Source organism: Streptomyces sp. NPDC058685, from assembly GCF_042714725.1.
Classification (GTDB): domain Bacteria; phylum Actinomycetota; class Actinomycetes; order Streptomycetales; family Streptomycetaceae; genus Streptomyces.
In genome coordinates, this window is sequence record NZ_JBHXSL010000053.1 from 1 (window position 1) to 23,853 (window position 23,853).

Consider the following 23,853-nt stretch of genomic DNA (forward strand, 5'->3'; position numbering starts at 1 on the left):
GTCGGTGAGACGGCCCGCGGCTCTTGTCGTGCGTCATGCTGTTGTAGGTGGCGCCAGATGGTGCGATGCGGTGTACGCGGTCAGGCGGATCAGGCAGACTTCCGGCTGTCCCGCGGGTGCACGGCGATGTTCATGGCACCGGAGCGCAGGACGGCCAGCCTCTCGGCCAGCACCTCCTCCAACTCCTCGCGGGTACGCCGCTCCATGAGCATGTCCCAGTGCGTTCGCGCCGGCTTGCCCTTCTTCTCCTCGGGGCCATCCCCGTCGACCAGGAGTGCTTGGGCGCCGCACGCCTTGCACTCCCACTCCGGCGGAATTTCCGCCTCGACCGAGAACGGCATCTCAAACCGATGTCCGTTCTGGCATGCGTACTCCACCGCCTGGCGCGGGGCCAGATCGATGCCGCGGTCCGTCTCGTAGCTGGTAACCACGAGGCGCGTGCCGCGGAGAGCTCGCTCACTCATGAATCGTGCCTCCCGGGCTTGTCGCCCACAGGACAGGTGTCGCTGTCGTCGTCATCCGGTCAACGTCCGGTCGGCGGTAAAGATTCCCGTTCCGGGTCATGCGTCGCCCGTCGTGCCGCTGGTATCCCATTGGTTGGGGTACCCACCAGTGCCCGGTTTGTCACATCTGACAGGAAGTGTCACCCAGTGATTTCACTTCTTCAGCTCGCAGTAACGGTCCGCCTGGCAGGCCAAAGGCGTACACTACCGGCCTTTCACTTCAACGTCTAAATCCGCTCCGGCACGGGGTTTCCCGCGGCTGCCACCGCACGGCGTACGGGTACCCGCGCGAGCAGGACGAAACCCAGCCCGAAGAAGACCACCAAAGAGATGATCGCGTCCCGATAACTGCCGGTCAGCTGATACGCGAGGCCGAAGACCAGCGGTCCGAGCCAGCTGAGGCCGCGGTCGCTCATCTCGTACGCCGAGAAGTACTCCGCCTCCTTGCCGCGGGGCACCAGGTGTGAGAAGAGCGACCTCGACAGGGCCTGGCTGCCGCCGAGAACGAGCCCGATCGCCGCGGCGAGGGCGAAGAACCACAGCGGAGCCTTCGCCGGAAGGAAGAACCCGGCGGCCAGGATCACGGCCCACACTCCGAGTGAACCGAGAATCGTCCGCTTGGCCCCGTGCGTTCTGGCCAGCCGTCCCATTCCGAGGGCACCCGCCACGGCCAGCACCTGCACCAGCAGCACCGCGACGATCAGTGTCGTCTGGTCGAGCTCCAGCTCCTCCGAGCCGTAGATCGACGCCTGCGAGATGACCGTCTGGATGCCGTCGTTGTAGATGAGATAGGCCAGCAGGAACGACATCGTCAGCGGATGCTTCCGCATGTCCTTGAGGGTCGCCACCAGCTGCCGCCAGCCCGATCCCACCGCGCCCTCGCCGCCCGGCGTGATCCGCCGGTCCCGCAGACGCCGCAGCGGAACCAGCGTGAAGGCGCCCCACCACACCCCGGCCGAGGCCAGACAGATCCGTACCGCGGCGGATTCGGAGAGACCGAACGACTCGTGGCCGGAGTAGACGATCAGATTGAGCACCAGCACCAGCGCGCCGGAGGTGTAGCCGAAGGCCCAGCCGCGCGACGAGACCGCGTCGCGTTCGTCGGGTTCGGCGATCTGCGGCAGATAGGCGTTGTAGAGGACCATCGAGACCGACAGTGAGGCGTTCGCGACGATCAGCAGAAACGCGCCCAGCACATAGCGGTCGCCGCCCACGAGGAACATGGCGGTCGTCGCCGTCGCACCCACATACGCGGCCACGGCCAGCAGCGGCTTCTTCCGCCCGGTGCGGTCCGCCCAGGCTCCCGCCATCGGCATCAGCAGCACGGCCAGCACCACGGACGCGGAGACCGCGTAGGCGAAGACCGATCCGGCGCGTATCGGGATGCCGAGGGGATGCACGAAGCCGTCGGCGTCGGCCGCCGCCTTGGCCACCGACGTCAGATAGGGGCCGAGGAAGACGGTGAGCACACTCGTCGAGTAGACGGAGCACGCGAAGTCGTAGAAGTACCAGCCTCGTTGCTCGCGGCGGCGGTCTCCCGCCCCCGTCGTCTCCTCCGCGATGTCGGTCGTCACGCCCGCCCCCTCGCTCGTCCGTGGTGCAGACGCGCGGGTCAGACCCAGACTCCCCGGTCGGTCAGTACCGTGCGCAACGTCTCCAGATGATCGGTCATGATGCCATCCACTCCGAGGTCCAGGAGCGCTGCCATCCGATCCGCGTCATTGACGGTCCAGACGTGCACCTGAAGACCCCGGTCGTGGGCCGACCGCACGAAGCGGCGGTCCACCACGCGCACCCCGCCCTGGGATTCCGGTACCTGCGCGCACACGGCGCCCATCCGTACCGCCGCCGGAATGCCGAACGACCGCAGCCGCAGGCCCACCACACCCCGCACGCCGTAGGAGGTGGCGAGCCGCGGACCCGCGAGGCGCATCGCCCGGGCCACTCGCCCCTCGGAGAACGAGCCGATGCAGACGCGGTCCCAGGCGCCCGCCCTGCGCACCAGATCGACCAGCGGTACCAGCGCGGGCTCCGCCTTGATGTCGATGTTCCAGCGGGCCTCGGGGAATTCCTCCAGCAGTTCCTCGAACAGCGGCAGCGGCTCCTTGCCGGCCACCTTCGCCTGCTGGATCTCGCTCCACGGCAGGTCCGAGATCCGGCCCTTCGCGTCCGTCAGCCGGTCCAGCGTCGAGTCGTGGAACGCGACCAGCCTGCCGTCGGCCGTGGTGTGCACATCCGTCTCGAAGTAGCGGTAGCCGAGACCGGCCGCCCGACGGAATGCTGCGGTGGTGTTCTCGATCCCGTCCGCCGTGCCGCCGCGATGGGCGAACGGCAGCACGGAGGGGTGGTCGAGATAGGGGTGGAGTACGCGGTTCACTTCCGCAGTATCGCCCGTCCGGGTGTCGAGCCGGCGACGACCGTACTGCTTGCGTCCTGATCGGAGATGGCGAAGACGCGCAGGAACAGCTGCGCGAGCGGGCCGATGGCCAGGGCGTAGGCGATCGTGCCGATGCCGACCGAGCCGCCCAGCGCGAAGCCCGTCGCCACCACGGCCACCTCGATCGCCGTGCGCACCAGGCGGATCGAGCGCCCCGTGAGCCGGTGCAGCCCGGTCATCAGACCGTCCCTCGGGCCCGGTCCGAAGCGCGCCGCGATGTAGAGCCCGGTCGCCACCCCGTTGAGCACGATGCCCGCAATCAGGAGCGTGATCCGGACGGGCAGGCCGTGGGCGTCCGGGACGAGCGCCAGCGTGCCGTCCATCGCCAGACCGACGACGAAGACGTTCGAGACGGTGCCGAGGCCCGGCCGCTGCCGGATCGGGACCCACAGCAGCAGCACCACGGCGCCGACGATGATCGAGATCACGCCCATGGTCAGGCCGGTGCGCTCCGCCAGGCCCTGGTGCAGCACTCCCCAGGGTTCGAGCCCGAGCCCGGCGCGCACCAGCAGTGCCGCACTCACGCCGTAGAGGGTGAGACCGATGTAGAGCTGCGACAGCCGGCGAGTGAGATGCGCGGACTTCCCCGACACGATGACGCCCCCTCTGGTGGTGGTGGACTGACTCATGACACTCTGTGGCTATGCCGCTCAGGGCAACCATGGCCAATTCGATGAAGGTGGACTGACGTCCATGACGCAGTGGACCTCTGCGGTGGGCGCGGCCCAGCTCGCTCGGCAGCTCACCTCCCAGCAGCCGCGGCCCGCCGGCCCCGGGACCCGCAAGCCGCCGGCCTACCGGGCCCTCGCCGACGGTATCCGGCTGCTCGTCCTCGAAGGCAGGGTCCCCGTCGCCGCCCGCCTCCCCGCGGAGCGCGAACTCGCGCTGTCCCTCTCCGTCAGCCGTACGACGGTCGCCGCCGCCTACGAGGCGCTGCGTACCGAGGGCTTCCTCGAATCCCGCAGGGGTGCGGGCAGCTGGACCGCCGTACCGGCCGGGAATCCGCTGCCCGCGCGTGGGCTGGAGCCGCTGCCGCCCGAGTCGCTCGGCTCCATGATCGACCTGGGCTGCGCGGCCCTGCCCGCTCCCGAGCCGTGGCTGACCCGCGGTGTCCAGGGAGCGCTGGAGGAACTGCCGCCGTACGCCCACACCCACGGCGACTATCCGGCGGGCCTTCCCGCCCTGCGGCAGATGCTCGCCGACCGCTACACCGAGCGCGGTATCCCGACCATGCCCGAACAGATCATGGTCACCACCGGCGCGATGGGTGCGATGGACGCCATCTGCCATCTGTTCGCCGGGCGCGGCGAACGGGTCGCCGTCGAGTCACCCTCGTACGCCAACATCCTCCAGTTGATGCGCGAGGCCGGGGCACGTCTCGTCCCCGTGGCGATGGAGGAGGGGCTGGGCGGCTGGGACCTGCCGCGGTGGCGGCAGGTGCTGCGGGACGCGGCGCCCCGGCTCGCCTACGTCGTGGCCGACTTCCACAACCCCACCGGTGCGCTCGCGGACGAGGACCAGCGCCGCCGGCTGGTCGACGCGGCCCGCTCCGCCGGCACGGTCCTCGTCGTGGACGAGACGATGTCCGAGCTCCACCTGGACGACGGTCTCGACATGCCGCGGCCCGTCTGCGCGTTCGACCCGGCCGGGAGCACCGTGCTCACCGTCGGCTCGGCCAGCAAGGCCTTCTGGGCCGGCATGCGCATCGGCTGGGTGCGGGCCGCCCCGGACGTGATCCGTTCACTCGTCGCCGCCCGCGCCTACGCCGACCTGGGCACCCCGGTGCTGGAGCAGCTCGCCGTGAACTGGCTGATGCGCACCGGCGGCTGGGACCAGGCCGTGTCCATCCGGCGCGATCAGGCGCGTGAGAACCGCGACGCCCTGGTCACCGCCCTGCGCCGGGAACTGCCGGACTGGGAGTTCGCCGTCCCGAGCGGCGGTCTCACGCTCTGGGTGCGCACCGGTGGACTGTCCGGCTCCCGGCTCGCCGAGGTCGGCGAACGGGTCGGTGTACGCGTCCCGTCGGGGCCGCGCTTCGGCGTGGACGGGGCCTTCGAGGGCTTCGTCCGTCTGCCGTTCACGGTCGGCGGGCCGGTGGCCGACGAGGCGGCAGCCCGGCTGGCCGCTGCCGCGCGACTGGTGGAGGCGGGGGCGAAGGCCGGCACGGAGACGCCGCGCACCTTCGTGGCCTGACGTCTCCCGACAGCGGCCGTCGCGGCCGGGGCCGCGGACCTTCGTGGCCTGACGTCTCCCGACAGCGGCCGTCGCGGCCGGGGCCGCGGACCTTCGTGGCCTGACGTCTCCCGACAGCGGCCGTCCCGGCCGGGGTCAGCCCTCGGCCGGAACCGGGGCAGGCGCGCCGGCCTCGGCCTTCTCCGCCTTCTTCGGCTGCTCCACCGGCTCCGCGGGCTCGTCCGGCGCCCGCCCGTCGATGTGCTCGGGCAGCAGCTCCAGCACCGCCTGGCGGTGTGCCTCGCTCGTCGCGTCGTCGTACGGGTCCGGGGTCGCCGGCACCTGGAGCCGCAGCACCGGGCCGGTACCGAGCCGCGCGTAGCCGCGGCCGGGCGGGACGTCCGGCCGCGGCGTGGTGTGCGGTGTCTTCCCGAGCACGGTGCTGATCTGCTCCGGGGTCGCGGGGCCGAGCACCACGCGGCCGCGGGTGTGCGTCCGTACGGTCTCGGTCAGGGCGTCCAGGCTGTCGAACTGCTCCGCCACCACGACCGTGACCTGGGCGGCGCGGCCGTGCCGCAGCGGCACCTGCAACAGCTGCTGGGGCTCGGTGTCCCCGTCGGCCGCGGCGAGGTGGCCGAAGATGCTCGGGCGGTCGACCAGGATCCACAGCGGACGCTTGGTGTCCTCGGGTGCGGGCTGACCGGCCTGACGGGCGCGGTTGGCGGCGATCAGACGGCGCTCGGTCTCGTGTGCGGCCCATTCCAGGCTGGCGAGCGCCCCCGCCAGGCCGCACTCGACGGCCAGCACCCCGGAGCGTCCGGTCAGGCAGGCGTACTCACCGGTGCCGCTGCCCTCGACGATCAGCACGTCGCCGTGCTGGAGCGCCTGGAGCGCGATGGACCGCAGAAGGGTCGTGGTGCCGCTGCCCGACTCGCCGACGACCAGCAGATGCGGCTCCGTGGAGCGCGGGCCCGTACGCCAGATCACCGGCGGGGCGTCCCGCGTCTCCTCGCCCTGGGCCACCGGCACGGTGCGCTGGACCGCGCCCTCGTCGGTGAAGCCCAGCACGGTCTCGCCGGGGACGGTGACGAAGCGCTGGGCGGTGATGGCGGTGGACAGGGCGGGCAGGACGCTCATGACGAGGCGGTTGCCCTCCTCGTCCCAGGTGAAGTGGTACTCGCGGCCGCGGCCGGACTTGGCGTGCAGCAACTGCTCGATCCGGTCGCGGGACTCCGCCTCGCCGTCCGTGAAGTACGCCGGATAGGCGATGTGCAGCCGGGTCAGACGGCCGTCGTCGTCGAATGTGTACTCACTGAAGGCGCCTGACCAGTCGCCTCCGTGAGCGAAGAGCGGGGCCGGGTCGTCGGGGACCGAGAAGTAGGGCACCAGGGCTTCGTAGAGCGCCTTGAGCCGTCCGATCTCCGCCTCGTCGGGCCCCGTCTTCACCGGTTCGCGCACCCGCCCCTTCCAGGCGGCCGCGGCCATCACCGAGATGAGGGCCAGAAGAGGCCCGTACGGGATGAGCGCGACCACCAGGACGCCGCCCGCGACCAGGAACAGGGTGGGACCACGCCGTTCCTTGGGTGTGGCGGCCCACCGCTGCCGGGTCAGTCCGGTCAGCTTCCGCAGACCACGGGAGACCGTGATGAGCGGATGGAGTACGTCCGTGGCGTTGTCGGCGGCCGTGCGCGCGATCTCCCGGCTCCGGGCGATCTGCGCGGTTCCGCTGCTCAGGATGCGGGGGAGTGGTCGCCGGGCCACGTGGGTCTCCTGGGGGTGCTGAATGCGGATGTACCGAAGGGGGCGGGAGTGGTCAGAACTTGATCCCGCCCAGCAGGCTGGCGAGGCTCTGGCTGCCGGCCTTGATGCTGGGGGCGATGGCCGTGCCCGCAAGGAAGAAGCCGAAGAGGGTGCAGACGACGGCGTGGGACGCCTTGAGGCCGTCCTTCCTGAAGAACAGGAAGACGATGATGAGCAGCAGCACGACGCCTGAGATGGACAGGATCATGATGAGTTCTCCTGGGTGAGGGGACAGTCACCTTGAGTACTTCCAGCCTCACAGGAAGTATCTATGCGATAAAAGGTGCAAATGGGTGAAAATCTCAGGATTTCACTCCACTGGCGGACGTCGGCTCTCCGCTCGAGGGGCACACTCCGCGCTCGCACGGCACAGTGCCTCCCTCGTGGGTGATCCATGCCTCGGGCAGACCGCTCCGTCCCGGTCGCCGGGCAGTACTCTGACGATTCACTCGTACGGCTGTCCTTGCCGTGCGTCCCAGGTCAACGCAGTGAGAGGCGGTCCGTCCGATGAGCGAAGCCCCGGATCCCGAGGTGATCGAACTCGCGACCAAGGTCTTCGACCTGGCGCGGCAGGGCGAGACAGAGACGCTCGCCGCGTATGTCGACGCCGGTGTGCCCGCGAACCTCACCAACGACCGCGGCGACACTCTCGTCATGCTCGCCGCCTACCACGGCCATGCCTCCGCCGTGGAGGCGCTCCTCGCCCGTGGCGCCGAGCCGGACCGTCCCAACGACCGCGGCCAGACCCCGCTCGCCGGTGCGGTCTTCAAGGGCGAGGACGATGTCATCCGCGTTCTGCTGGCCGGCGGAGCGGATCCTTCCGCCGGGACGCCCTCTGCCGTGGATACTGCGCGCATGTTTGGGAAGACAGAGCTCCTGGAGCTCTTCGGCGGCCGGTGACCGGTTGCCGGAAGGCCGCCGGGAGGGACGCCGTAAATGTGGTCGCGGTGGCGAAATGGGTGGGTCATCATGACGTCGGGCCCTGCCCCGGACTTCATCCGGGAGTTCCCCTGGGGCCACCGACGAGAGGCAGGACGATGGTCTACACCAAGCGGAAGACGACGACGGGCGGCCCTACATGTTGCTGCGCGGCCTAGGCATCCCTTGCCCGGATTTCCCCGGATCTCCCCGGTTGCGTCGACAGCTTGATGTGAGGCTCTCCCCATGTTCGATCCAGTCATAGCGCCGAGCGGCACCCTGCTCGGCCTGCTGCAGAGGGGCCGCGGCGACGGCACGCTGCACGCGCTCGCCGCGCCGCGCGCCGAAGCGCTCGCCGCCCTCAACCACTGCGTGCTCCACGACCCCCGCCACGACTGGCAGGTCGAGAACCGCTCCCTCTACTACGCCCGCCTCTACCTCGACCTCCACGGCGGTCTCGAGGAGATCGAGCGGCACCTGAGCGACACGGACGACCACCTCGACACCGACGAGGCCAGGACGGGCCTCGCGCTCGCCGTGCTCGGGCATCTCGCCTCCTACGGCAGGACCGACGCCCTCGCACTGTTGCGCGGCTATGCCGCGACCGGCGCCAACTGGGCGTGGGCCCTGGACGAACTCGCCCTGCGCGACGACGACGCCGGCCTGCGTGCCCTCGCGGTCCCCGTCCTCGCCCGTTTCCCGGCCACCCCCGAGGGCGAGGCCGAGCTGGCCACCGCCGTCCGCGACGCCTTCGAACCCCGGCCGTGGCGGCTGTGGGCGGACGACCGGCGCGAGAACGTCGGCGCCCGGGTCCGCGCGGCCCGGGAGGCAGGCTCCTTCGACCGCTGGCAGCGCCAGATGCGACCGTCCGGGCCCCGGCCGGGCTGGAGTGTCCAGGCCGTCTTCGACTGGGCGGACGAAGGCGTCGAACGCGGCGCCGCACTGCATGTGCCCGCCGCCCGCTGTCTGTCCGCCGTGGCCGGGTCCGAGGACCGGCCCGCCATCCTCGCCGCCGCGCGCGACGGGGCCGACGGCGCCCGCTGCGCTGCGCTGCACTACCTCGCCCAGTCACGTGACCCCGCCGTCCTCGACCTGATCGAGGCCGCCGTCGGCGCCGGCTCGCGGACGGTCGCCGAGGCCGCCGTCGCCGCGTTCGAGCGGATGTGCGGCGACGAAGCCGTCGACCGGGCGCGCGGCTGGGTCCACCGGCCCGACGCCCTCGGTGCCTCGGCCGCCGGTGTCCTCGCCTGCCGCGGCTCCGCCCAGGACGCCACGCTGGTCCTCGGCGTGCTGCGGGAGACCGTCCGGGCCGACGGCCCGGACGCACCGCTGCTGTGGACCCTCGTCGACGGAGCCGGGCGGCTCGGTATCGCCTGCGCCGCACCCGTCCTGCGCCACATCTACCGCGAGACCGCCTCCTCCTGTCTGCGCGGCAGGGCCGCCCGCGCCCTGGCCTGCACCGATGGCTCGTTCGCCACCGGATTCGCGGTGGAATGCCTGTGGGACTGCGAGGAGACCACCCGGGAGGTCGCGGCGCTGCACGCCGAGACCGGAGACGTCCGTGTGGCCGAGAGGCTGCGCCGGCTGGCCGCCGATCCGGCCGAGGAGGCCGAGGTACAAACGGCCGTACGGAGCAGAATCGGCCCGGACATGCCCGCCGTGTGACATCAGGGACGCCGCCACAAACGCTCATGGGACGTTCCACAAGCGGAAAGATCCACGTTGTCCCAGCCACCCCGGGCCAGACGACAACACGGGTATGCGAGTCGTCATCATCACCGAATCATTTCCGCCAGACGTCAATGGTGTGGCGCACTGCGCCCTGCAGACCGCCCGGCATCTCGCCGCGCGCGGCCATGACCCGCTCGTCATAGCCCCGGCCGTCGCCGGGGCGGACGGCTCCGACGAGAGCGCACCCTGCCCCGTGGTGCGCGTACCCTCCCTGCCGCTCCCCGGTTATCCCCAGGTACGGGTGGCGCTTCCCAGCCGCAAGGTGGCGGCGACGATCGCCGCCCACCGGGCCGAGCTGGTCCACCTGGCCAGCCCGTTCGTCCTCGGCGTACGCGGCATGGCCGCCGCGTCCAAGCTGGGGCTGCCGGCCGTCGCGGTCTACCAGACCGACCTCGCCGGCTACGCCCGCACCTACGTGGGCGCGGGCGAGAACGCCGCCTGGCGGCGTATCCGTACCGTGCACAGCGCGGCCGACCGCACCCTCGCACCCTCCACCGCGGCCCTGCGGGACCTGGAGGAACACGGCGTCGAGCGGGTGCGGCTGTGGCCGCGCGGCGTGGACACCGCACGCTTCCGGCCGGAGCTGCGGGACGAGCAGCTGCGCCGCAGCCTCGCCCCGAACGGCGAGTTGATCGTCGGCTATGTGGGGCGCCTCGCCCCCGAGAAGCACGTCGAACTCCTCGCCGGGGCCTGTGCCATGCCCGGTGTCCGGGTGGTCGTCGTCGGCGACGGCCCGAGCGAGCCGTCCCTGCGCACCGCGCTGCCCGGAGCCGTCTTCCTCGGCCGCAGGACCGGCACGGACCTCGCGCGGATCTTCGCCTCGCTGGACGTCTTCGCGCACACCGGACCGTACGAGACCTTCTGCCAGACCGTGCAGGAGGCCATGGCCAGCGGTGTTCCCGTCATCGCACCCGCGGCGGGCGGACCGCTCGACCTCGTCGACCACCTGCGCACCGGGCTGCTCGTCGAGCCGCGGGACGGCGAAGCGGTACGGACCGCCGTCGCCACCCTCGCCGCGGACGCGCAGCTGCGGGCCGCCTACGGCCGCGCCGGCAGGGCCGCCGTCGAAGGACGGACCTGGGCCGTGATCGGCGACGCCCTGCTCGACCACTACGCCGAGGTCCTCGGCGCCCGGACGGCGGTGGCGGCATGAGCGGGCTGCGGATCGTACGACTGGCGAACTTCGTCACCCCCGCCTCCGGGGGCCTGCGCACGGCGCTGCGCGAACTCGGCCAGGGATACCTCGCCGCCGGCCACGAGCCGGTGCTGATCGTGCCCGGCGACGTGGAGAGCGACCGGATGACCCCGCAGGGCAGGGTGATCACCCTGCCCGGGCCCGAGATACCCGGCACCGGCGGCTATCGCGTACTCGCCTCCAAGCGACGCCTGCGGGAGGTCCTCGACAGCGTCGGGCCCGACCGGCTGGAGGTCTCCGACCGCACCACCCTGCGGTGGACCGGCGAGTGGGCACGGCGCCACAGGGTCCACTCCGTGATGGTCTCCCACGAGACCGCGGACGGGGTGCTGCGCACCTGGGGCCTGTCCGAAGGTGTCGCGGCCCGCGCCGCCGACCGGCTGAACCGCCGCAGCGCCTGGGCCTACTCGCGCATCGTGTGCACCACCGAGTGGGCGGAGCGAGAGTTCGTCCGCATCGGGGCACGCAACGTCGTACGCGCGCCTCTCGGCGTCGACCTGGTCCACTGCCGTCCCGGGCGGCGCAGCACGGTCCTGCGGGCCGAGCACGCGGCCGGGGCCGAGGTGCTGCTGCTGCTCTGCTCCCGGCTGTCGGTGGAGAAGCGCCCGGGCATGGCACTGGACGCCCTCGCGGAACTGCGCCGGCGCGGAGTACGGGCCACGCTCGTCGTCGCCGGCGACGGCCCGCTGCGGACCTCCCTGATCCGCCGGGCACGGGCGGAGCGGCTGCCGGCCGAGTTCCTGGGATACGTCGGCGACCGCGAGGCCGTGGCCGACCTCCAGGCGGCGGCGGACATCTGCCTCGCCCCCGGCCCCGCGGAGACCTTCGGGCTCTCGGCCCTGGAGGCACTGGCCTGCGGGACCCCCGTCGTCGCGAGTGCCTCCTCGGCACTGCCCGAGGTGATCGGCGACGCGGGAGCGGCGGCAGAGGACACCCCGCAGGACTTCGCCCAGGCCGTACAGGGGCTGCTCGCCCGCCCCGAGCGGGAACGCCGTGAGGCTGCCAGGGCGCGCGCGGAGCTCTTCGACTGGCAGCGGTCGGTGACCGCCTTCCTCGACGCGCTGGAGGCCCCGGCCGTCCGGCCGGCCGGCCGGCCCGCACCGCACGTCCTCGGAGAGGGAGTGACGGTATGACGGCCTCGCCCGCCGGGGCGCTCGCCGACGCGTCGCAGGCCGACCCGTCGGTGGCCGCCCCGGAACCGACAGCGGCGACCCCGCACCCGGCGGCGACCCCGCATCGCACCGCGGCCGCCGCGGACCTGACCGCGGCGGGGCGTACCGCGATCGTCGCGGGCGCGGAGGTCTACCCCGTGCCGGACCTCGTCCCCGCAACCGAGCTGCCGGGCTCCGGCGTCATCGTCCGCCCGGCACCCCTTGTATCCCCGGCACCCCTCGCACCGGCCCGCCCGCTCGCGGCGGTACCCGGCCCGGAGAGCGGCCCCCCGTCCGCACCGCCGCGCGCCCTGCGGTTCGCGGCCCTCGGCGACTCCCTCACGGAAGGCGTCGGCGACCGGGTCGACGACGGCTGGCGGGGCTGGGCCGCACTCCTCGCGGCCGGGCTCGGCGACCGCTCGGCGCCGGCCGAGTTCCGCAACTTCGCCGTCAGCGGCGCCCTCACCGAGGACGTCGCCGAACGGCAGGCGCCCGAGGCGCTCGCGTTCCGGCCCGACATCGCCTCCGTGCTCGTCGGCGTCAACGACACCCTGCGCCGCACCTTCGACATCGAGGAGCTCACCCGCCGCCTCGACTCCGTCTTCGACCGGCTGACGGCGCGCGGCACCGTCCTGCTGACCGCCTGCCTCCCCGACCCGGGGACCATGCTGGGGCTTCCGCTCCCGCTCGCCAGGCCGCTCGCCCGCCGCCAGCGTGCGGTCAACGCCGTCGTGCACGCCCTGTCCGCCCGCTACGACGCCGTCCACCTCCACGCGAGCGACGGCGCGTGGGTCCTCGACCGGTCCATGTGGAGCGCGGACCGGTTGCATCCGGGGGAGCGCGGCCACCGCATGATCGCGCTGCGCTTCCACGAACTCCTCGGCGGGTACGGGCTCGCCCGCGGTCAGGCGCCCGGCGCCGAACCGACCCGGCCCCCGCCGACCAGGGCGGCATCCCTCCTGTGGCTCGCCACGGCGGGCACCGGCTGGGTGGCCCGGCGCTGCACCGATCTGCTGCCGCAGTTGATGCGACTCGCCGGTTCCGAGGTGCGCCACTGGGCGCGCGGCACCAGCGAACGCCTGGACCGGAGCGCGGAGCACGCACTCTCCGCCGCGCTCGCCGCCGTGTCCCTGGAGGTCCCGCTTGCCAGAATGGGGGAATGAGCGGGCGCTGGGAGTTCTGGATCGACCGTGGCGGCACCTTCACCGACGTCGTGGGCCGGCGCCCCGACGGCAGGCTGGTGTCCCGGAAGCTGCTCTCGCACAACCCCGAGCGCTACCGGGACGCGGCCGTGGCGGGGATCCGGCTGTTGCTCGGCACCGGGCCCGACCAGCCCGTGCCGGCCGACCGCGTCGACAGCGTGAAGATGGGCACCACCGTCGCCACCAACGCCCTGCTGGAGCGCCGAGGCGAACCGACCGTCCTGGTCGTCACCGAGGGCTTCCGGGACGCCCTGCGCATCGCGTACCAGAACCGGCCGCGGATCTTCGACCGCAGGATCGTCCTGCCCGAGGCCGTGTACGAAAGGGTCATCGAGGTCCCCGAACGCGTCGACGCGCACGGGGAGATCATCCGGCCGCTCGACCTGGACGACGTCACCGAGCAGCTGACGGCGGCCCGCGCCGACGGCTTCCGCAGCGCGGCGATCGTGCTGATGCACGGCTACCGCCACCCCGGCCACGAGCAGCGCATCGCCGAAGCGGCACGCGAACTCGGCTACACCCAGATCAGCTGCTCCCACGAGGTCAGCCCGCTCATCAAGCTCGTGCCGCGCGGTGACACGACCGTCGTGGACGCCTACCTCTCGCCCATCCTCCGCCGCTACGTCGACGAGGTCGCCTCCGAACTCGCCGACATCCGGCTGATGTTCATGCAGTCCAACGGCGGACTGCGCGAAGCCGCTCACTTCCGGGGCAAGGACGCCGTCCTGTCGGGCCCGGCCGGCGGCGTCGTCGGCATGGCGCGCACCGCCCAACAGGCCGGTTACGGACGGGTCATCGGCTTCGACATGGGCGGTACGTCCACCGATGTGTCCCATTACGCGGGGGAGTTCGAGCGCGAACTCGGCACCCAGGTCGCCGGGGTCCGGATGCGGGCGCCGATGATGAACATCCACACCGTCGCCGCCGGTGGGGGTTCCGTGCTCCACTTCGACGGCCGCCGGTACCGCGTCGGCCCCGACTCCGCCGGCGCGGACCCCGGGCCTGCCTGCTACCGCCGCGGCGGGCCCCTCACCGTCACCGACGCCAATGTGATGCTCGGCCGGATCCAGCCCGACCACTTCCCCGCCGTCTTCGGGCCCGACGGCGACCGGCCGCTGGACGCCGACGTCGTACGGGAACGGTTCACCGAACTCGCCGAGCAGGTCGACCGGGAGAGCGGAGTGCGGCGCACCCCCGAGGAAGTCGCCGCCGGTTTCCTCGAGATCGCCGTGCTGAACATGGCGAACGCGGTGAAGAAGATCTCCGTCCAGCGCGGCCACGATGTCACCGGCTACGCCCTCAACTCCTTCGGCGGCGCGGGCGGCCAGCACGCCTGTGCCGTCGCGGACGCGCTGGGCGTCGACACTGTGATCGTGCCGCCGCTCGCGGGAGTGCTCTCCGCGTACGGCATCGGCCTCGCCGACGCGACCGCCATGCTGGAGCAGTCCGTGGAGGCGGAGCTGGACGAGGAGACCCGCGCGCGGGTCGGCACCCTCTGCGACGAGCTGGCCGCCCGCACCCGGGCCGAACTGCGCGACGACAACGTCCCGGACGACGCGATCACCACCCGCGCACGCGTCCTGCTCCGCTACGCCGGTACCGACGCGAGCCTGCCCGTGCCGCTGGAGGGCACGGCCGCCATGAGGGAGTCCTTCACCTCGGCCCACCGGGCCCGCTACGCCTTCACCATGGACAAGCCGCTCGTCGTGGAGGCGGTCTCCGTCGAGGCGGTGGGGACGGCGGGCGAGCACGGCGCTCATGTCGTCGAGGAGACCGAGCGCGGTGGCGAGTTCGTCCCCCGGGCGCGTGTGCCGGTGTTCGTGGGCGGCGAGCGGCAGGAGGTGCCGCTGTACCGGCGCGGCGACCTCGGTCAGGGCGACACCGTCGAAGGACCCGCGATCATCGCCGAGTCCGACGCCACCACGGTCGTCGACCCGGGCTGGCGGGCTGCGCCGGACGAGGGCGGTCATCTGCTCCTGACGCGCGTACGGCCCCGGCCCGGCAGAACCGCCGTCGGCACCGACGTCGACCCGGTGCTGCTGGAGGTCTTCAACAACCTCTTCATGGCCATCGCCGAGCAGATGGGCGTGCGGCTGGAGAACACCGCCCATTCCGTCAACATCAAGGAACGGCTGGACTTCTCGTGCGCACTCTTCGACGCCGAGGGGAATCTGATCGCCAACGCGCCGCACATTCCCGTACACCTCGGCTCGATGGGCGAGTCGATCAAGGAGGTGCTGCGCCGCAACGGGGACGGTCTGCGGCCGGGCGACGTCTACGCCATCAACGACCCGTACCACGGCGGCACGCATCTGCCCGATGTGACCGTGGTGACGCCCGTGTTCGACGGTGACGAGCTGCGCTTCCTCGTCGCCTCCCGCGGCCACCACGCGGAGATCGGCGGCATCACTCCGGGCTCGATGCCCGCGTTCAGCGAGACGATCGACCAGGAGGGCGTGCTCTTCGACAACTGGCTGCTCGTCCGGGACGGCGTGCTGCGCGAGGAGGAGACCCGCGACCTGCTGACCACGGCGGCGTACCCCTCCCGTGCACCCGACACCAACCTCGCCGATCTGCGCGCCCAGATCGCGGCCAACGAGAAGGGCATCGAGGAACTGCGCCGTATGGTCGACGAGTTCGGGCTCGACGTCGTGCAGGCCTATATGCGCCACGTCCGGGACAACGCCGAGGAATCGGTCCGCAGGATCGTGGCCGATCTCGACGACGGTGAGTACTGCTACGAGACCGACGGCGGGGCGGTCATCCGTGTCGCGCTGCGGGTGGACCGGGACGAACGCAGCGCCGTCATCGACTTCACCGGCACCTCGCCGCAGCAGCCGGGCAACGTCAACGCGCCCACCTCGGTCGTGATGGCAGCCGTGCTCTATGTCTTCCGCACCCTCGTCGCCGACGACATCCCGCTCAACAGCGGCTGTCTGGAGCCGCTGGAGGTCCGGGTACCCGAGGGATCGATGCTGGCGCCCGTCCACCCGGCGGCGACCGTGGCGGGCAATGTCGAGACCTCGCAGGCCGTCACCGGCGCGCTGTACGCGGCGCTCGGCGTCCAGGCGGAGGGCTCCGGCACCATGAACAACCTGACGTTCGGCAACGACCGGGTGCAGTACTACGAGACGGTGGCGAGCGGTTCGGGGGCGGGCGACGGCTTCGACGGAGCCGACGCCGTCCAGACGCACATGACCAACTCGCGGCTCACCGACCCCGAAGTGCTGGAGTGGCGCTATCCGGTGCGGGTGGACGCCTTCGCGGTACGCGACGACAGCGGGGGCGACGGACGCTGGCACGGCGGACAGGGCGTCGAGCGCAGGATCCGCTTCCTGGAGCCGATGACGGTGGCGCTGCTCACCGGACACCGCCGCGTCGCGCCGTACGGGATGGCGGGCGGTGGGACGGGCGCGCTCGGCGAGAACCGGGTGGAGCGCGCCGACGGGGGTGTGACGGAACTGAAGGGCGTCGACTCGGTGGATGTGGGGCCGGACGACGTCCTGGTGGTCAGAACGCCCGGCGGCGGTGGCTACGGGGAGCGGGTCTGAGGTCTGCCGCGCGTCCGCCGTCCGCTGATCCGGGCTCGGTCAGCGGACGGGGACGAAACGGACCGGGGTGCCGGGTGCCGCCTGGGCCGCAGCGGGGAGGTCCCGCGGGTCGACCACCGCCACGACCGGATAGCCCCCGGTCGTCGGATGATCGGCGAGGAAGACCACCGGGCAGCCGTCCGGCGGGACCTGGAGGGCCCCCAGCACCATGCCCTCGCTGGGCAGTTCACCGGTCCGCGCCCGCTCCAGCGCGGGGCCTTCCGTCCGCAGACCGATGCGGTTGCTCGACGCGGAGACCCGGTATCCGCCGGAGGCCAGCGTGCGCAGGGCCCCGTCCGTGAACCAGTCCGCACGCGGTCCCAGCCGTACGCGCAGGATCAGTTCCGCGGGCGGCGCGGGCCACGGCACACCGCCGTCGAGTCGCGCCGGCTGCCCGATGGGCATGCCGAGCGGCAGCACCGCGCCGTCCGCGAGCGGCGCCGGTCCGAGACCGGACAGCAGGTCCGTGGAGCGGCTGCCCAGGACGGGTTCCACCGCGAACCCTCCGGCGACCGCCACATACGACCGGACGCCCCGCGCGGCCCAGCCGGCCTCGATGAGGGAGCCCGCGGCCACCCGGACCGGTGCTCCCCAGGCCACGGGGCGTCCGTCGACGGTGACCGGACAGGGCGCCCCGCCGACCGCCACGGTGACCGCGCAACGCGGGCGCAGCGCACAGCCGTTGAGCGTGGTCTCCAGGACGGCCGCGCCCTCCGCGTTGCCCACCAGACGGTTGACCGTCCGGGCCGCCGGCGCATCGAGCGCCCCGGACCGGGGTACGCCGAGGTGGGCGTGCCCCGGGCGGCCCAGATCCTGCACGGTGCTCAGCGCCCCGGCCCGTACGACGGCGATCGCCCGGTCGGTCATCGGCCCTCCGGCACGAAGCGCACCCGGGTGCCGGGGGAGAGGAGGGCGGCCGGCTCGCGGGCCGGGTCCCACAGCTCCAGAGCCGTGGAGCCGATCAGCTGCCAGCCACCGGGGGAGGAGCGCGGATAGATCCCGGTGTACGGACCGGCGAGACCGAGGGAACCGGCGGGGACCGCGGTGCGCGGGGTCGCCCGGCGCGGCACGGCGTACTGCTGGGGAAGGCCCGTGAGGTAGCCGAACCCGGGGGCGAATCCGCAGAAGGCGACGCGGAATTCGGTCGCCGCGTGGATCTCCACCACCTGGTCCTCCGTCACCTGCCACAGTGCGGCGACGTCGGCGAGATCGGGGCCGTCGTAGCGCACCGGCACCTCGATGGCGTCGTCCACGCGCGCGCGAAGCGGCGGCACGTCCCACGCCGCCAGCTCCTCGGCCCAGTGCCCCGGGTCGTCGAGCCCGTCCAGCAGGACGGTCCGTGCCGCCGGGACGATCTCCCGCACCGGCCGGAGCGTGCCCGCCGCCCGGCGGCGCAGCAGCTCGGCATGGAGCGCACCCGCCTCGTCGCCGTCCCCGAGCTCGACGAGCAGCGCCCGGTCACCGACCGGCAGCACCCTCATACGAACGCCTCCACACGCACACCCGCGGCCTCCAACTGCCCCCGTACACGCCGGGCGAGGGCGACGGCGCCGGGGGTGTCGCCGTGCAGACACAGCGAACGGGCCCGGACGGGAACGGACTTGCCGCACCGCGCGGTGACCACCCCGAACCGGGCCATGCTGACGGACCGTTCGACCACGGCCGACGGATCGGTGAGGACCGCGCCCTCCTCCCTCCGGGGCACCAGCGTCCCCTCGGCGGTGTACGCGCGGTCGGCGAACGCCTCGGTGATCGCGGGCAGTCCGGCCTTCTCCGCCATGGTGTGCAGCTTCGAGCCGGGGAGCCCGAGCAGCGGCAGACGCTCACCCGACAGCATGACGCCCTCGACGACGGCGGCCGCCTGCTCCTCGTCGTGCACGACACGGTTGTAGAGCGCGCCGTGCGGTTTGACGTACGAGACGCGGGAGCCGGCGGCGCGGGCGAAGATCTCCAAAGCGCCGATCTGGTAGGCGATCTCGGCCGCCAGCTCGTCCGGTGGCACGTCCATGGAACGCCGTCCGAAACCGGCGAGGTCGCGATAGGAGACCTGGGCGCCGATCCGCACCGACCGTTCGGCCGCGAGCGTGCAGACGCGGCGCATGGTGGCCGCGTCACCGGCGTGGAAGCCGCAGGCGACGTTGGCGCTGGTGACGACGGACAGCAGCTGTTCGTCGTCGGTGAGTTGCCAGCGGCCGAAGCCTTCGCCGAGGTCGGCGTTGAGGTCGATCGACGCCCAGGTCATGTGCTCCTTCTTTCCTGCCTCTGCTCGGTTCACGCGGTCGGGCCGCGGGTTCAGGCCACGCGGTACTGCTCGTCGCGGACGTCCGTGATGAACATCCGGCCCGGTGCGTGGGTGATCGCGAACGGCGGCCGGGAGGCCATGACCGCCGCCTGCGGGGTGACTCCGCAGGCCCAGAACACCGGGATGTCGCCCGGCTCCGGGACCACCGCGTCACCGAAGTCGGGGCGGTTCAGGTCCTCGATGCCCAGCTCCGCGGGGTCGCCGCTGTGCACCGGGGCGCCGTGGACCGCGGGCATGGCCGCACTGGCGCTCACCGCGGCGGCGAGATGCCGGGACGGCACGGGACGCATGGAGACGACCATGGGGCCGTGCAGCCGTCCCGCCGGGTGGCAGAGCCGGTCGGTCACGTACATCGGGACGTTGCGGCCCTGCTCGACATGGCGCAGGGGGACCCCTGCCGCCGACAGGGCCCACTCGAAGGTGAAGCTGCATCCGATGAGGAAGGCGACGAGATCCTCGCGCCACCACTCCAGGACTTCGGTGGGCTCGTCCACGAGCTCGCCGTGCTCCCACACGCGGTAGCGCGGCAGATCGGTGCGCAGGTCCGCGCCCGGTGCGAGCCTGGTGGACCAGGAACCGGCGTCGGTCTCGTCGAGTACGGGACAGGGCTTCGGATTGTGCCGGCAGAACTCCCGCACATCGTCCGCCCAGTCGGCGGGGACCGCGATCAGATTGGCCTGTGCGTGGCCCGGGACCATGCCCGCGGTCGGGCCGCTCAGCCCGGAACGGAACCGGGTGCGGGCCTCGGCCGGGCTCCACGCGCGCCCGTCGAGGGGCTCGGAGGGTGCGCTGTACGCCGTCACAGCAGCTCCCTGCCGCGCGTCTCCGGGAGGCCGAACAGCGCCACCACGGCCAGCGCGTAACCCGCGGCGCCGAGGATGAGCGCGCCGCCGACACCCCAGCTGTCGGACAGGAAGCCCACCAGCGTGGGCAGGAAGGCGCCGACCGCGCGGCCGCTGTTGTAGGTGAAGCCCTGACCCGTGCCGCGTACGGCCGTCGGGTACAGCTCGCTGAGGAAGGAGCCGAAGCCGCTGAAGATCGCGGACATGCAGAACCCGAGCGGGAAGCCGAGGACGAGCAGCAGGCCGTTCGCCCCGGAGGGGATGTTCGTGTAGGCGAGAATCCCGGCCGCCGAGAGGGCGGCGAAGAGCGTGATGTTGTTCTTGCGGCCGATGCGGTCCGTGAGATAACCGCCGGTGAGATAGCCGAGGAACGCGCCGGAGATCAGGAAGGCGAGATAGCCGCCGGTGCCGACGACGGTCAGCCCCCGCTCCGTCTTGAGATACGTGGGGACCCAGGTGGCGAGCGTGTAGTAGCCGCCCTGGACACCGGTCGAGAGTAGCGTGGCGAAGAGCGTCGTCCGCAGCAGGTCGCCCTTGAAGATGGCCCCGAACGAACCGCGCTCGGTACTGGCGCTGCGCCGGGCGGCGGCTTCGGGAGCGTCCTTGACATGGCGCCGTACATAGATCACCAGCAGAGCGGGCAGCGCGCCCGTCCAGAACATCACGCGCCACGCGGTGTCCGCGTCGAGGAACTCGAAGACCAGGGTGTAGACGATCACGGCGAGCGCCCAGCCGGCCGCCCACGCGCTCTGGACGGCACCGAGGGTACGGCCGCGGTGCTTGGGGCCGGCGTACTCGGCGACCAGGATCGCACCGACAGCCCACTCGCCGCCGAAGCCGAGGCCCTGGAGAGCCCTGAAGACCATCAGCGTCTCGTAGTTGGGGGCGAAGCCGCAGGCCACGGTGAAGACCGCGTAGGTGATCACCGTGATCATCAGGGCCTTCACCCGGCCGATGCGGTCGGCCAGGATCCCGGCGAGCGCGCCGCCCACCGCGGAGACCACCAGGGTGACGGTGGTGAGAAGTCCGGTCTGTCCGTTGTCGAGGGCGAAGTACGCGGAGATCGCCACCATGCTCAGCGGCAGCGTGAAGTAGTCGTAGGAGTCGAGGGCGTATCCGCCGAACGCGCCGCCGAAGGCGCGGCGGCCACCGGGGCCGAGCGCCCGCAGCCAGGCGAAGGCGCCGGTGTCCTCGGGGAGTTCGCCCTGCTTCGACTGTGCCTGGGTCGTACTCATCTGCACCTCGCAGAGGGGGAGAGGGTGCTGGCGACTGTGCGGTAGCGCCAAGGTAGGGGATTGTTGAACGATCCGACAAGAGTCATGTCGGGTCGTTCTTCCTTCTACGATGGAGCTCGCGCGTCGCCGGGAGTCGCCGGCGACGGAGAGAGGGGTGTTGTGGGGACGACGGAGCCCGAGGCCGGCGGACTGGCGGACGATCGGCCGCTGTTGGGTCGCACCAGCACGGCCGAACGGGTCGCGGACATCCTGCGGACCCGGATCGCGGAGGGCTACTTCCCGCCGGGGGAGCGGCTTTCGGAGGACGGCATCGGCAAGGCGCTCGGTGTCTCGCGCAACACCCTGCGTGAGGCGTTCCGGCTGCTCACGCATGAACGGCTGCTCGTCCACGAGCTCAACCGCGGTGTCTTCGTGCGGATGCTCGCGGTCCAGGACGTCATCGACATCTACCGCACCCGTCTCCTGGTCGAGTGCGCCGTCGTGCACGGTCTCGGCGAGCCTCCGTACGCCGTCGACCGGCTCGAAGCCGCGGTCTCCGGCGGTGAACGATCCGAGCGCGAAAGGGACTGGAAGGGCGTTTCCACCGCAAACATCCATTTCCACCGCGAACTGGTCGCCCTCGCCGGCAGTGCCCGCACCGACGAACTGATGCGCAGCGTGCTGGCCGAACTGCGGCTCGCCTTCCATGTGGTGGACGACCCCCGTCGGCTCCACCAGCCCTACCTCGTCCGCAACCGAGCCATCCTCGACGCGCTCCAGGCCGGCGACCGCACCGCCGCCGAACGGCTGCTCACCGACTATCTCGAGGACTCCCGCACTCAGATGGTGGAGACTTACGCCGACCTCGTCGCGGACGAGGACGGCGAGGGAGCGTAGTCGCAGCGGGTGCACGGTGGTGAGCACCGGCACCGGGCACCGGCCGGGCGGCGCGTACCCGGACCACGGACCGGACCGGGGCCACGGACCGGACCGGGGCCACGGACCGGACCCGAGCCACGGACCGGACCAGGGCCCGGGTGGGGCGGTCGCTTCTGCGTCGTTTCGACCGTTGTCGGTGCGAGGACCTAATCTGTGCAGCGTGACTTCGCCTGCCTCGACGGAATTCGTTCCGCCCCAGCTCAGCGCGGGGCCGCGGCCCGCACAGGGCCCGGCCGCCGACGAAGGGCTCGCGCGGCGGCTCCGCGCGCTCGCGTGCACCGCGCCGCTGCACGACCTGGACGCCCGCAAGGCGAATCTCGCGGGGGAGTACACGGTCTACGCGATGGCGGAGGTGGCGCTGTCCGCCATCGACCTGGTCACGCTCAACATGGACTTCGACACCGGCGCCGACCATGACCAGATCGTCGCCAGGCTGCTGCCGCGCATCGGTGCCCAGGCGCCGCAGCGGCCCGTCGCCGAGCACGAGCGCGTCGCGCGCTGGGTGCTGGAGAACCTGATCAACGTGGGCAGCGTGGACCGCGGTTTCCGCGCGGTCTACGGCACCTTCGGGACCGACGGCATCTACACCCGCCGCGACTACGACTTCAAACTCATCGAGGAAGTCCCGGGCCACGGCGGCAGCGTCTACCTCCGTACCACCGACGAAGCGGTCAACGTCCTGGTGGGCGCGCTCGACACCGACGTCACCAGCGCGCAGATCGCGGCGGAGGTCAAGCTCGAAGTCCTCATCAGCCGGGGCAGGCTCGCCGACGCCCAGCTCGCCGCCGAACAGGCGCGGTACCGCACCGTGCAGTACGCCGAGACCCTCCGCAGAACCCTGGACGCCACCCGCCGCAACGTCCGCGCGGTCGACTGGCTGAACGCAGTCCCCGACATGATCGCCGAAGCGCTGGACCACGTCGCCGACCGGTACCGCCACGAGAACGCGATCCTCACCAACATCCGCAAGGCACGCGACGAGGCCGAGGACCCGGAGCACAAGCGCCGCGCCGCCGAGCTCGTCGACATCGTCAAGGACTGCATCCGCCGCCACACGCAGTTGCAGTCCCGACTCCTGGAGGCCGGGCCGCTGTTCCGTGCCGAGCAGGACCGGCAGGCGTTCGCCCGTCCCACCGCGCGCACCGGACTCGATCTCTACGGGCAGCTCGTCACCCCGGTGCTGCCGCTGCCGCTGCGGTCGGCGATCCGGGTCACGGACGCGTTCTTCGCCCGCGGCACCGGCCTGCGCACCCCCTCCTCCGTACGTGTCGGCGACCTCGTCGAGATGCTGCTGACGCCGCCCCTGGAACGCGAGCACCTCGGCGCGGAGATGCCCGAGCCCGATCTGATCGCGACCCCGGACGACAGCCGCTTCAGCGAGGAACAGCTGGCGAGCGCGATGGAGCTGCTCGACCTGGAGCACGACGCGCCGCGCCGGCTGTCCGGCCTGCTCGCCGAGGCGCGCCGCCGCGATCCCGAACTGCCCTACCTGGTCGCGCTGCTGGCCATTCACGCGGCGAGCCCTCCGGTCGGCACCGCCTACCGCCAGGGTGAGGAGCGGCTGCTGTTCGCGGTCGACGACGGCACCGAGCTCGACGACCCCGAGTTCGGCGGCGCGGATCTGATAGTGGGGACGGCACTGCTGGACGCGGCAGGTATGACGGCGGACCGGACGGAGGCGGCGTGAGGACCCTGACTCCGGCCTCTGCGGCGGCGTCCGGGGCGGCGCGGGGTCCCTCTCCGGCCGCGTCCGGCGCCCGGGGTCCCCATGGGCGGGAGACGCCGACCGCGGGCCGGCGCCGCGGAACCGCATCCGTATCCGGGCCCGCGACCATCACCACCACGACTGCGCAGGAG

At 72.2% G+C, this 23,853-nt stretch carries 20 protein-coding genes; 9 read left to right on the forward strand and 11 right to left on the reverse strand.

Annotated elements, in window-relative coordinates; translation table 11 throughout:
* Window positions 1-89 precede the first annotated feature (89 nt).
* The 4 genes from ACFWU3_RS30160 to ACFWU3_RS30175 all read right to left on the reverse strand — a co-directional run bounded on the left by ACFWU3_RS30160 (window position 90) and on the right by ACFWU3_RS30175 (window position 3,569).
* Complete coding sequence (locus tag ACFWU3_RS30160) at window positions 90-464, reverse strand: RNA polymerase-binding protein RbpA (protein WP_003959706.1); 375 nt, start codon at window positions 462-464, stop codon at window positions 90-92.
* Window positions 465-730: 266 nt separating this feature from the next.
* Window positions 731-2,077, reverse strand: coding sequence for an MFS transporter (locus ACFWU3_RS30165; protein WP_384444026.1), 1,347 nt, complete (start codon window positions 2,075-2,077; stop codon window positions 731-733).
* Window positions 2,078-2,115: 38 nt separating this feature from the next.
* Entirely contained in the window at window positions 2,116-2,880 is a 765-nt protein-coding gene (locus ACFWU3_RS30170) for a glycerophosphodiester phosphodiesterase family protein (protein WP_384444028.1), read from the reverse strand.
* Window positions 2,877-3,569 (reverse strand): YitT family protein, encoded by a 693-nt coding sequence (locus ACFWU3_RS30175; RefSeq protein ID WP_384444030.1) that lies wholly within the window; start codon window positions 3,567-3,569, stop codon window positions 2,877-2,879. The genes ACFWU3_RS30170 and ACFWU3_RS30175 overlap by 4 nt, the downstream gene beginning before the upstream one ends.
* Window positions 3,570-3,633: 64 nt before the next feature.
* Here ACFWU3_RS30175 and ACFWU3_RS30180 point away from each other — a divergent pair, with 64 nt between their 5' ends.
* Window positions 3,634-5,133 carry a PLP-dependent aminotransferase family protein gene (locus tag ACFWU3_RS30180; protein ID WP_384444032.1) on the forward strand — a complete coding sequence of 500 codons (1,500 nt, stop codon included), beginning with the start codon at window positions 3,634-3,636 and terminating at the stop codon, window positions 5,131-5,133.
* Between the two features lie 135 nt (window positions 5,134-5,268).
* Here ACFWU3_RS30180 and ACFWU3_RS30185 read toward each other — a convergent pair whose 3' ends face one another.
* Both ACFWU3_RS30185 and ACFWU3_RS30190 read right to left on the reverse strand, forming a co-directional pair.
* The gene (locus ACFWU3_RS30185) at window positions 5,269-6,873 is read right to left on the reverse strand and encodes a hypothetical protein (protein ID WP_384444034.1); all 1,605 of its coding nucleotides are present in this window, start codon (window positions 6,871-6,873) and stop codon (window positions 5,269-5,271) included.
* A 52-nt stretch (window positions 6,874-6,925) separates the two neighbouring features.
* Window positions 6,926-7,120 carry a hypothetical protein gene (locus tag ACFWU3_RS30190; protein WP_313947538.1) on the reverse strand — a complete coding sequence of 65 codons (195 nt, stop codon included), beginning with the start codon at window positions 7,118-7,120 and terminating at the stop codon, window positions 6,926-6,928.
* A gap of 299 nt (window positions 7,121-7,419) precedes the next feature.
* Between ACFWU3_RS30190 and ACFWU3_RS30195 the strand changes: the two genes are divergently transcribed.
* The 6 genes from ACFWU3_RS30195 (at window position 7,420) to ACFWU3_RS30220 (ending at window position 16,660) form a co-directional block, all read left to right on the forward strand.
* Window positions 7,420-7,812 (forward strand): ankyrin repeat domain-containing protein, encoded by a 393-nt coding sequence (locus tag ACFWU3_RS30195; RefSeq protein WP_384444036.1) that lies wholly within the window; start codon window positions 7,420-7,422, stop codon window positions 7,810-7,812.
* A 264-nt stretch (window positions 7,813-8,076) separates the two neighbouring features.
* Window positions 8,077-9,495 carry a HEAT repeat domain-containing protein gene (locus ACFWU3_RS30200; RefSeq protein ID WP_384444038.1) on the forward strand — a complete coding sequence of 473 codons (1,419 nt, stop codon included), beginning with the start codon at window positions 8,077-8,079 and terminating at the stop codon, window positions 9,493-9,495.
* Window positions 9,496-9,589: 94 nt separating this feature from the next.
* Window positions 9,590-10,714 (forward strand): glycosyltransferase family 4 protein, encoded by a 1,125-nt coding sequence (locus tag ACFWU3_RS30205; RefSeq protein WP_384444040.1) that lies wholly within the window; start codon window positions 9,590-9,592, stop codon window positions 10,712-10,714.
* Complete coding sequence (locus ACFWU3_RS30210) at window positions 10,711-11,889, forward strand: glycosyltransferase (protein ID WP_384444042.1); 1,179 nt, start codon at window positions 10,711-10,713, stop codon at window positions 11,887-11,889. The genes ACFWU3_RS30205 and ACFWU3_RS30210 overlap by 4 nt, the downstream gene beginning before the upstream one ends.
* Window positions 11,886-13,070 (forward strand): GDSL-type esterase/lipase family protein, encoded by a 1,185-nt coding sequence (locus ACFWU3_RS30215; RefSeq protein WP_384444044.1) that lies wholly within the window; start codon window positions 11,886-11,888, stop codon window positions 13,068-13,070. The genes ACFWU3_RS30210 and ACFWU3_RS30215 overlap by 4 nt, the downstream gene beginning before the upstream one ends.
* The gene (locus ACFWU3_RS30220) at window positions 13,067-16,660 is read left to right on the forward strand and encodes a hydantoinase B/oxoprolinase family protein (RefSeq protein ID WP_384444046.1); all 3,594 of its coding nucleotides are present in this window, start codon (window positions 13,067-13,069) and stop codon (window positions 16,658-16,660) included. The genes ACFWU3_RS30215 and ACFWU3_RS30220 overlap by 4 nt, the downstream gene beginning before the upstream one ends.
* 39 nt (window positions 16,661-16,699) lie before the next feature.
* Here ACFWU3_RS30220 and ACFWU3_RS30225 read toward each other — a convergent pair whose 3' ends face one another.
* Genes ACFWU3_RS30225 through ACFWU3_RS30245 form a run of 5 tightly spaced genes read right to left on the reverse strand, consistent with a single transcriptional unit; the run spans window position 16,700 to window position 21,078 of the window.
* The gene (locus ACFWU3_RS30225) at window positions 16,700-17,566 is read right to left on the reverse strand and encodes a biotin-dependent carboxyltransferase family protein (RefSeq protein WP_384444048.1); all 867 of its coding nucleotides are present in this window, start codon (window positions 17,564-17,566) and stop codon (window positions 16,700-16,702) included.
* Window positions 17,563-18,180, reverse strand: a complete 618-nt coding sequence (pxpB, locus tag ACFWU3_RS30230) for a 5-oxoprolinase subunit PxpB (RefSeq protein ID WP_384444050.1) — start codon at window positions 18,178-18,180, stop codon at window positions 17,563-17,565. Before pxpB ends, ACFWU3_RS30225 begins: the two co-directional genes overlap by 4 nt.
* Entirely contained in the window at window positions 18,177-18,941 is a 765-nt protein-coding gene (locus ACFWU3_RS30235; RefSeq protein ID WP_384444052.1) for a LamB/YcsF family protein, read from the reverse strand. Before ACFWU3_RS30235 ends, pxpB begins: the two co-directional genes overlap by 4 nt.
* A 50-nt stretch (window positions 18,942-18,991) precedes the next feature.
* Entirely contained in the window at window positions 18,992-19,804 is an 813-nt protein-coding gene (locus tag ACFWU3_RS30240) for a putative hydro-lyase (protein ID WP_384444054.1), read from the reverse strand.
* Complete coding sequence (locus tag ACFWU3_RS30245; RefSeq protein ID WP_384444056.1) at window positions 19,801-21,078, reverse strand: MFS transporter; 1,278 nt, start codon at window positions 21,076-21,078, stop codon at window positions 19,801-19,803. The genes ACFWU3_RS30240 and ACFWU3_RS30245 overlap by 4 nt, the downstream gene beginning before the upstream one ends.
* A gap of 159 nt (window positions 21,079-21,237) precedes the next feature.
* Between ACFWU3_RS30245 and ACFWU3_RS30250 the strand changes: the two genes are divergently transcribed.
* On the forward strand, window positions 21,238-21,954 hold the full coding sequence (locus ACFWU3_RS30250) for a GntR family transcriptional regulator (protein WP_384444058.1): 717 nt from the start codon (window positions 21,238-21,240) through the stop codon (window positions 21,952-21,954).
* A 202-nt stretch (window positions 21,955-22,156) separates the two neighbouring features.
* Entirely contained in the window at window positions 22,157-23,683 is a 1,527-nt protein-coding gene (locus tag ACFWU3_RS30255; RefSeq protein WP_384444060.1) for a hypothetical protein, read from the forward strand.
* Window positions 23,684-23,853 lie beyond the last annotated feature (170 nt).